This window comes from Aliisedimentitalea scapharcae, assembly GCF_045277565.1.
GTDB classification, from domain to species: domain Bacteria; phylum Pseudomonadota; class Alphaproteobacteria; order Rhodobacterales; family Rhodobacteraceae; genus Aliisedimentitalea; species Aliisedimentitalea scapharcae.
The window spans coordinates 69,940-77,523 of the sequence record NZ_CP123588.1; the positions used below are offsets into that span (position 1 = coordinate 69,940).

The following is a 7,584-nucleotide window of genomic DNA, read 5'->3' on the forward strand; positions in this document are numbered from 1 at the left end:
TCACGCGCGTGACCAATCCCCGGCTTCAGGGATCACAACGACAGAAGGCCCGCTTTGCCTTTTTGGGGGCAGCGGGCCTTCATCGTCTGAGATGTCAGGGGGAGGAGTCCCCTTCCCTTCTACCAGTCGCGCGCAAGCATGATGGTCAGCACACGCATGGTCGTGGCAGGATTGTCCGGGGCTTCGGCCCCGTAGCGGAAATCCGAATCTGCCTCATAGAGATCGATTTTCCAGAACACGGTCTCGCCCCGGATCTCGACCGCCCCGAAATCGTGCCATCCCTCGGGATCATTCTCAGGCTCGAATGTGGCAAACTCACCGGTCGCCTTCACCGCCTCGGCCATGAAGCCGTCGTCGGCCTCCATGAGCGCGCGGGTGACTTGCATGCGGCCCTGGATGGGTTGCTCAGGTGGGATCCCAAGGCATGCGAGTTTGCGGAACGCGTCGTTCTGCGCGGCGATCACGGTCGGATCCGGCCGGTCTGGCTGGGGTTGAACATTCATGGACATGGGGATCTCCTTTGAGAGGTTTGAAACACCCTTCCCAAAGCCCGCTTCCGTAATGGGGCGGGCCTCTGTCAAGGGTTTCGGGCAAGTCAAAAATCCCGGCGAAGATCTCATTCCTCGCCGAGTTTTAAGACACAAATTCAGAAGCTTACTTTTTCTTTTTCACTGCACCCGCACGTCAGGACTGAAGGACACCCCCTGCACGGGCTTCGCTCTTCCGTCCGTAGTCAGCCTCATGACTGCCACTCTATGCCTGGTCCAAATCTGGTCCTGGGTGCCCATCTTTTACGCGTATTCAGCGTTAGCCGATAACTAGCGGGCTTTCGGCATCTCCAGGAACCCCGTCCCGGCAAGGGACCTCGTCGTACCTGTCGTCAGGTGCAGTGCATTCCTCCGTCCGATCAAGTTCTGGAATTGTATTACTCAGACCGTTGCCGGGGAGCTCTGCGCATGGCGGAATGGTGTGCCGTCTCGCCACATGCGGTGCAAAACAACGCCAATGCGCCGCGCAAGTGCAATCAAAGCCCGTTTCGATCCACGCCGATGGGCCACTCTGAGCGCCCAGGCCTGGAGCCAGTTTGGTGACCCACGGTGCATCAAGATCATCGCCGCTTGATACAAGGCCGTTCGAAGGGCCCGGTCGCCGGCTCGCGTAATTTGCCCGACGATGTCCATCTCTCCGGATTGAGTGCGCTTCGGCGTCAGCCCCACCCACGGACCAACATCCTTCGATCGCGCAAAGCGGGTCGGATCGTCGATCGCGGATTTGACCGTCAGGGCGACGATCCGACCGACGCCCGGCATCGTCATCATCAGACGGCAAACGTCGTCTTGTTTTGCCAGATCCGCGATTGTCGCATCCATTTCAGCCAACTCGGCGCGCAACTGCGCACGCGCGCGCAAAAGGGCCTCTGTCGACACCGACAGGATTTCATTCTGCTCAACCAGTTCCCTCACCCGGGCCTCGTACCTGATCCGGGTGACGTGTCCCAGCTTCAGACCGAAGTTCCGCAAAACACCCCGCATGGAAAGCTCAAGGTTGATGATGGCCTGCTGAACTGACTTGCGCGCTGTCAGCAACGCGCGGATTTCCTGGGAGGACACCGATTTGCGGTGCACGGGCCTGTACCATCCCATTTGAAGCAAGCGCGCAATGCCCTGCCCACCTCCGATCTGGCGATCAGATAATCACAGGCGCGCTGCGCGTCCGCGGCGTGCCGGAAGATCGCGCCCTTGTCCGACCGAAGGACCCGCAACCAGTTGTGCAGGTAGGCGGCATTCATCTCGAGCGTATGCGCCGTGAAGCCGAGCGTCTGACCCAGGAACACCGAGGTCAATTCCGCGACGATCTCCTCGCGCGCATAGGACGTGTTGCCAAACTTCGAGAACCCGAAATCACGTTTCAATCGATGGGGGGCTTTCGTGGCATGGGCGAGCTCATGGGCCCAGACCCCGTAGAAATTGCGCGGGTCCTGGAACCGCGTGATGGACGGCATGTAGACCTTGTCCACGGGCGGCAAATAGTACGCCTCCGTGCCCGTGAAGACGGTTGTGATATCGATGGCGTCGAAAAACGCCTGCATGTGCGGGATGGGCTCGGACGGCGGATGCTCGGGCACGGGCTCCGGATCGGGGAAGAAGCTGTCGGGCAAGCCCTCGATCTGGCAGGCATTGAACACGCGGTAGGATTTCTGAAAGCGAAAGATGTGGGCTTCCTCGGAGTGATCATCCCCGTCGCTGCGGTCATGCTCATCGCCGCCCGCGTCTTTCCGGCTTTGACCGTAATAGACGACGACAGAGGATTTCTCGCCCTTGCGGACCTTTGCGTCCAAGGCATTGGCCTGCGGCAACGTCATCCAGAAGGGAGAGCTGTGGCCCGCCATCACGGTCCGCATCGTCAACAGGAAGTTGTTCACCCCCTGGTAGGGTTCTCCGCCCACGCGCAGGGGACGAGAGCTGCCACCTGCGGTCCATGGCTTGCGCCACGGCAGGACGCCGCGCTCAATGATACGGATGATTTCGTTTGTGATGACCTCGGAGGCATCGAATTTGGGCGTGCGGGATCGGGCCATGGCTGGCGTCCTTTCGAGTTTTGGTGAGAAGATTGGGGATCAGGTTGACCGACGGGGCCGCGGATCGTTGGCGATCTTGGCACCAAGCACTTCGACCATGTCGATGTAGGTGATCAGCGAGACGGACTTGCCAGGACCCCAGGGTTCAGGGTCGACCGATCCGTCCCGCGTCACCCGCGGCAGGTTCGCGAAGGCAATCACATCGGTGACGGGCCGGACATCGATGAACGGGGTTCCTCGTGCGACCGCGAGGGCGGCCAAGGGAAAGCGCTCGATCGGCGCGAAGGTCGACACGGTGGTCCAACCGAGATGGATGAACGTGCCGCCCTCTCCGCAGATCACATGCGCGTTTGGCAATGACGCCGCCTGTCTGAGATGGCCGAGATCACGCAGGACGGTCTGGCGTTCGAGCCGCTGTGCCAGCAACGTCTGGCCAGTTCGGCGCAGCTCTCCATGCCGCCACCACGAGGCAGCGGTCGTGCGTAACACGCGCAAGACACCTGTTTGCATGGGAATGCCCTTCGTCAGGAACGGCAGACCGGAACCCGGCCCGGACCCATCTGAGGGACCCCAAAGGCCCACATCCGTCAGTCACAAAACCCGAAGGACACTTTCACTTTTTTCGGGCATTGACCCTGTCCTGGCCAATTTCAGCGGATCCTCACCACACCGCGCCATGCCTGCGTTTTTGTCGAAGCCATTGATTTGGAACAGCAGAGGCATTTGGGGACGCAAAATCGGCAACGGGAATTGGCAAAATCTTGCACAAGTTGCTAAATTATCGTTATTTGGCAGATAGTTAGCAGATTCATCAGATCGGCAAGATATTTTTCTACAGCCCTGCCTACATCTGCGGATGCGTAACATCTTTTAATCTTACCCTCTTACGCCGCTTGCCCGCTGAGCCTGCCATAAAAGCTACGCTCAAGATGCAGCTCCCCTGCCCCGGCTTTCTCGACCATGCCGCGCAGATATCCGCCTGGTGAGGCAACCTCGCCCGCGCTGTGCTTCTCGAACACAAGTGCAAACGCAGCCGTGGCCACCTGAGTGCCCATTCGGTCCTGAGCCACGTTCCAAGCATGCTCCGAAATCCCGATCATCGGCCTGAGTTGCCCGGCAACCCGATGCAGATCGCCCCAATCCTTCAGGAATCCGCCCATATTACGCGCCCAGGACGCGAACTCTGGACAGGCCTGCATGATTGTTGGCAGGTCAAGCGCGGTTCGCTTCTTGCGCACCTCTGCAACCCAGTCTTCCAGTTCCCCATCAACCCGCTCCTCGGGTCGTGCATTGGGCACGACATCCGCCGCTTCCTCTTTTTCAGAGGAATTACTTATTACAGGAATAAGTTGATTTGTAATTAGTATATGAGGTTCAGAAATGACTTCCCTGGGGTTCATTTCTTGAGTCTTCTTCATAACTTGGGCGTCATTTTTGTCGGTGTTTTCCACAGGGTTTATCGCACCAGTCGCCTTGAGATAGGCCGCCTCGACTCGTTCCTGAAGTTCCTTGAACCACGCCAGTAGTCGCTCCAGTTGTTCAGAGGCTTGATGGCGGCGCGGAAGTCGGTCCAGAAGCTCCTCGAAGAGACCCGTGAATTGCGTCCAGGGCCCGCGCAACGCGCCGCTTACCGCCGCCTCGATCCGCGCGCGGATCATCCGGCGCGCAACCGTGATCTGACGCTTCAAGCGCTGGCAGAGCTCGCGCTCGGCCTGCAACTCGGCCTGCAGCTCTTCAAACTCCTCGACTCGAGCCGAAAGCGGCGACAGATCGAAGCCGTAGGCCTCGACGATACGCCCCTCAGCGTCTCTGCGGCCCCACCGTTTGCCATTCGGGCTATCCTGGAAAGAGATCACACCGTTCTCTGCCAGACGCCGCGCATGACGCTTCAGTGCCGACAGAGAGAAGCCGGTCTGTTCCATCAGATAGGCGTTAGAGGCCCAGACGATCGGGCGCTGCCCCTCCTCCCAGTCCTGGGCCTGCGTGAAGGCCCCCAGTGTATCGAGGAGCATCATGTCGCCGGCCTTCAGACCGATATGCGCTCCAACGCGCTTGAGCGCGACAAATGCCCGCGTCTTGGGTACTGCTACCCGTTCACCGGCTTGGGCAAGCTGCTCAGCAACCCCAAGACCCGGTGTCGGCTTGCGCCAACCTGTATGTTTCATGCCTGTATCTCACCTCCGGTTGTGTGGAGGCAAAAGAAAGCCGTTCGCTCAGAAGCGTTCGTCGTTGACAGTGAATCCTGTGAGACTTATCTTGAAGGTGACCAAACCATTAAGATCAGCTCTCAGGCCACACCGCTTGGGGGCTTTTCTTTTGCCGTTAATTCACTTGTCGTTCCTTTTTTGCTCCTTGCCTCATCGTTCCGAAGAACATCTCACCAACGCTGTCTTCAGTCGGTATCCTTCTCCGCGTCTTCGACGTTCAAATAGCTTGCGACTAAGTCTCCAAGCTTTTCGAGACGCTCTTGGTCAATCGGCACTCCTGCAACCTTGATTGATAGGTTTCCATCGACGGAAGTGACCGAAAGATTTCGGTTGCCCACCTTGCGCTTTACGGTGAGTTTTTGGGGCTTTGTCTTTGGTTTTGGCTTGGCTTTGTTCGTTCTCTCCAAGCTCGCTAAGGCACCCTGTAAATCGCGAAAGCTCATGTCGTAGACGTTCTTGAACGTGTTCAAGATTTGATCCTGCGCAGCGAAAACGGACCGTGCTCGCGAGACTAGGCTCTCATGCACACCAATTTTCTTGGCGAAGGCCACAGCTGTCAGTTTCTCTTCGCCAGAAGCCAGCGTCTCATACATTTCACCAATCGAAACCAATCGCTCAAAAGGGCTGAGATTCTCGCGCTCCTCATTCTCGCGAAACCGCAGAAACAACATTTCAAACTTGCTGTTCTCAGCGTTTCGCGCGTCAGGCGGAGCAAGTATTGCACGAAGGGGTACACCGAGCTCTGACGCGGCAGCCAGTCGGCGGCGTCCTGTCAGCATCACGAATGGAACCCCCGCGATATTCGACGGGTCCAACGGATCCGGCTGCCAATCCGGATCCTCCGGCCACACTAGAATGGGCGTGTCCTGCCCGTTCGAAGCGATGCTGTTTACCAAAGACCGGAAGGCTTCCTGGGACATCCAGTCTTGTCGGCGGTCGGTTCCCATTGGATCGGAGATTTGATCTGGCGACAGGCTTATCTCATGGCGACCGTTGAGGATATCCAAACAAAGCTCGGCTCTGCTTCGCTCTACTGCAGCTTGCGACTGCGCAAGCGCTCCTGATTTCCAGGCACTGCCGGCCCCCTTGAAAGGAGTCGAAACAGCATCACTCGATTCTGTCCTGCCTTCGGAGCCGCTCGCACGTTCCTTGTTTGTATCGAGATTGGTAGCCTTGCTGACCAGCGACCTTGGAATACTGCGTTTCATGCTTCACCCTCGCCGTCATCTTCATAGAATTCGTCCATCCAAGTATTGGCGTAGCCACGTTCGAGTCCTGGCCAGAGTCGCGATATTATGGCGTCGTTCACGGCGTCGGCATTCGTGATGAACCGGTTGATCCCCTTGCGCTTTCCCGGCGTGTCTGGCTCGTATTCGTATACGGACTGATAGACGTCCGAAGCGTTCGAGATCGCGTCGGAACGCAAATAAAACACGGGCAGAATCTCCGTGGGGCAATGTTCTAGCAGGTTTCCGATGTGGTTAAGATCCTGCGCATTGGACCGTTGAACGATCGTTGGCAACAGCATGTTCGCACCGGTTCCGATCTCGATCCTTTCATGGGCCAGGATGTGCTGAAGCATCCCAAGCAGGCCAGTCACAAAGGTCGACAACGTCGCAATGTCGAACCCCTTCATGGTTTGCGGTATGACCAGCGAAGTAGACGCAATCACGTTATTCAACTGGAACAGTGTGAGCGCGGGTTGATAGTCGATGATGATGACATCCAGCGTCTCCGCTAGTGCGGTGTCGAGCCGCTCCTGGTCGACCTTGCCGTCGACTACCAATTCGTTGGGTAGCGTTTTCGGTGGGTGGCCCGCTTTCCAGCGGTCGATGGCATCGCGTAGGTAGCGGTAAAAGCTCTTTCCGGCGGGGGCTTCGCGGACAAGCCGCGCAATCTGGATCTCGCCCTCGGATGTTTCGCCGTGAGCTGGAAGCAGACGCAGGCCTGGCCAGGAGGTCTTGAGAAGGAAGCTATCGAGCGTTTGCGCATCGTGGTCGGTATATGGCGCGTCTTCCGACTGAAAGAGTCCAGCAAAGTCCACCATGGAGGCGGTGTTTTCGTCGGGCATTTGGGGAAGGCCCTCTCCCCCGACGAAGTAGAGCGTTATTGTACTTTGTGGGTCAGCATCCATAACACCGACACGCATGCCGTAGTGCAAGCTGAGATACTGGGCAAAATGCGCGGCGCTCAGACTTTTGGCGGTCCCGCCTTTCTGGCTTGCAAACGAGATGACGGGCAAAGGTGCGTCAGGCTTCCGCCAGGCCAGGTAGTCGTACGGCCGCTTTGCCGAGGCTGCCAGAAGGGCCCGCATGTGCATCAATTCTGAAAGCGTGAAAACACGCTCTCTTCCAACATATTCTCCTGCGGGAAAGTCATCGCTCGAATTGGCGAACTTGGTCAGATACTGAATACTCACATTGAGAAACCTAGCGCACTGGCGCATGGACCAGGTTCGCTTGATGCGCTGACGCAAGGTGAGTTCCTTGTTCACTGCCACCATCGTGCGCTCAAGCCCACGTGACAGATCCGTCAAAAACTGTTCTAAACTACCGCTCATTTATAAGCCCTGACTTCGGTTGGGTCCGAGTTCGACTCGATTCTGCTTCAATGGTAGCACGGTTCTGAGTAAAAGATAAAGATACCACGCGCCTATAGGTTTCAGGCGCATATTTTGAGGCTCAGTGGCTCCAGAAACTCCAATCTTGAACGCGTTCAAGATTGGAGTTTAAGTCGGCTGACGAGAGCGAAGCCGATCAACCATGCATGTTTCACGCCGCGTCTTTCGGACCCCAGGAG

Annotated in this window: 6 protein-coding genes and 1 pseudogene; all 7 read right to left on the minus strand. The window is 57.6% G+C overall.

The annotated features are described in order from the left end of the window. Positions 1-119 precede the first annotated feature (119 nt). Positions 120-509, minus strand: coding sequence for a DUF3768 domain-containing protein (locus QEZ52_RS23510; protein WP_343212046.1), 390 nt, complete (start codon positions 507-509; stop codon positions 120-122). Between the two features lie 420 nt (positions 510-929). Then, a complete protein-coding gene (locus QEZ52_RS23515; protein ID WP_406651498.1) occupies positions 930-1,643 on the minus strand; it encodes an IS110 family transposase in 714 nt (237 codons plus the stop codon). An 8-nt stretch (positions 1,644-1,651) separates the two neighbouring features. Then, positions 1,652-2,578, minus strand: a pseudogene (locus QEZ52_RS23520) (ArdC family protein); the annotation flags it as partial. Positions 2,579-2,617: 39 nt separating this feature from the next. After that, the gene (locus tag QEZ52_RS23525; protein ID WP_343212048.1) at positions 2,618-3,088 is read right to left on the minus strand and encodes a hypothetical protein; all 471 of its coding nucleotides are present in this window, start codon (positions 3,086-3,088) and stop codon (positions 2,618-2,620) included. Between the two features lie 374 nt (positions 3,089-3,462). Next, positions 3,463-4,743: a plasmid replication protein RepC gene (gene repC, locus QEZ52_RS23530; protein ID WP_230798154.1), complete on the minus strand. Its 1,281-nt coding sequence runs from the start codon at positions 4,741-4,743 to the stop codon at positions 3,463-3,465. 227 nt (positions 4,744-4,970) lie between these two features. Then, positions 4,971-5,993 carry a ParB N-terminal domain-containing protein gene (locus tag QEZ52_RS23535; protein ID WP_092765122.1) on the minus strand — a complete coding sequence of 341 codons (1,023 nt, stop codon included), beginning with the start codon at positions 5,991-5,993 and terminating at the stop codon, positions 4,971-4,973. Then, positions 5,990-7,345 carry a ParA family protein gene (locus QEZ52_RS23540; protein ID WP_012187063.1) on the minus strand — a complete coding sequence of 452 codons (1,356 nt, stop codon included), beginning with the start codon at positions 7,343-7,345 and terminating at the stop codon, positions 5,990-5,992. The genes QEZ52_RS23535 and QEZ52_RS23540 overlap by 4 nt, the downstream gene beginning before the upstream one ends. Positions 7,346-7,584: the final 239 nt, after the last annotated feature.

Bases quoted from the DNA above. Each gene is read 5' to 3' on its own strand.
- QEZ52_RS23510 (WP_343212046.1), bottom strand. From the start codon at position 509: ATGTCCATGAATGTTCAACCCCAGCCAGACCGGCCGGATCCGACCGTG.
- QEZ52_RS23525 (WP_343212048.1), bottom strand. From the start codon at position 3,088: ATGCAAACAGGTGTCTTGCGCGTGTTACGCACGACCGCTGCCTCGTGG.
- QEZ52_RS23535 (WP_092765122.1), bottom strand. From the start codon at position 5,993: ATGAAACGCAGTATTCCAAGGTCGCTGGTCAGCAAGGCTACCAATCTC.
- QEZ52_RS23515 (WP_406651498.1), bottom strand. From the start codon at position 1,643: ATGGGATGGTACAGGCCCGTGCACCGCAAATCGGTGTCCTCCCAGGAA.
- QEZ52_RS23540 (WP_012187063.1), bottom strand. From the start codon at position 7,345: ATGAGCGGTAGTTTAGAACAGTTTTTGACGGATCTGTCACGTGGGCTT.
- repC (WP_230798154.1), bottom strand. From the start codon at position 4,743: ATGAAACATACAGGTTGGCGCAAGCCGACACCGGGTCTTGGGGTTGCT.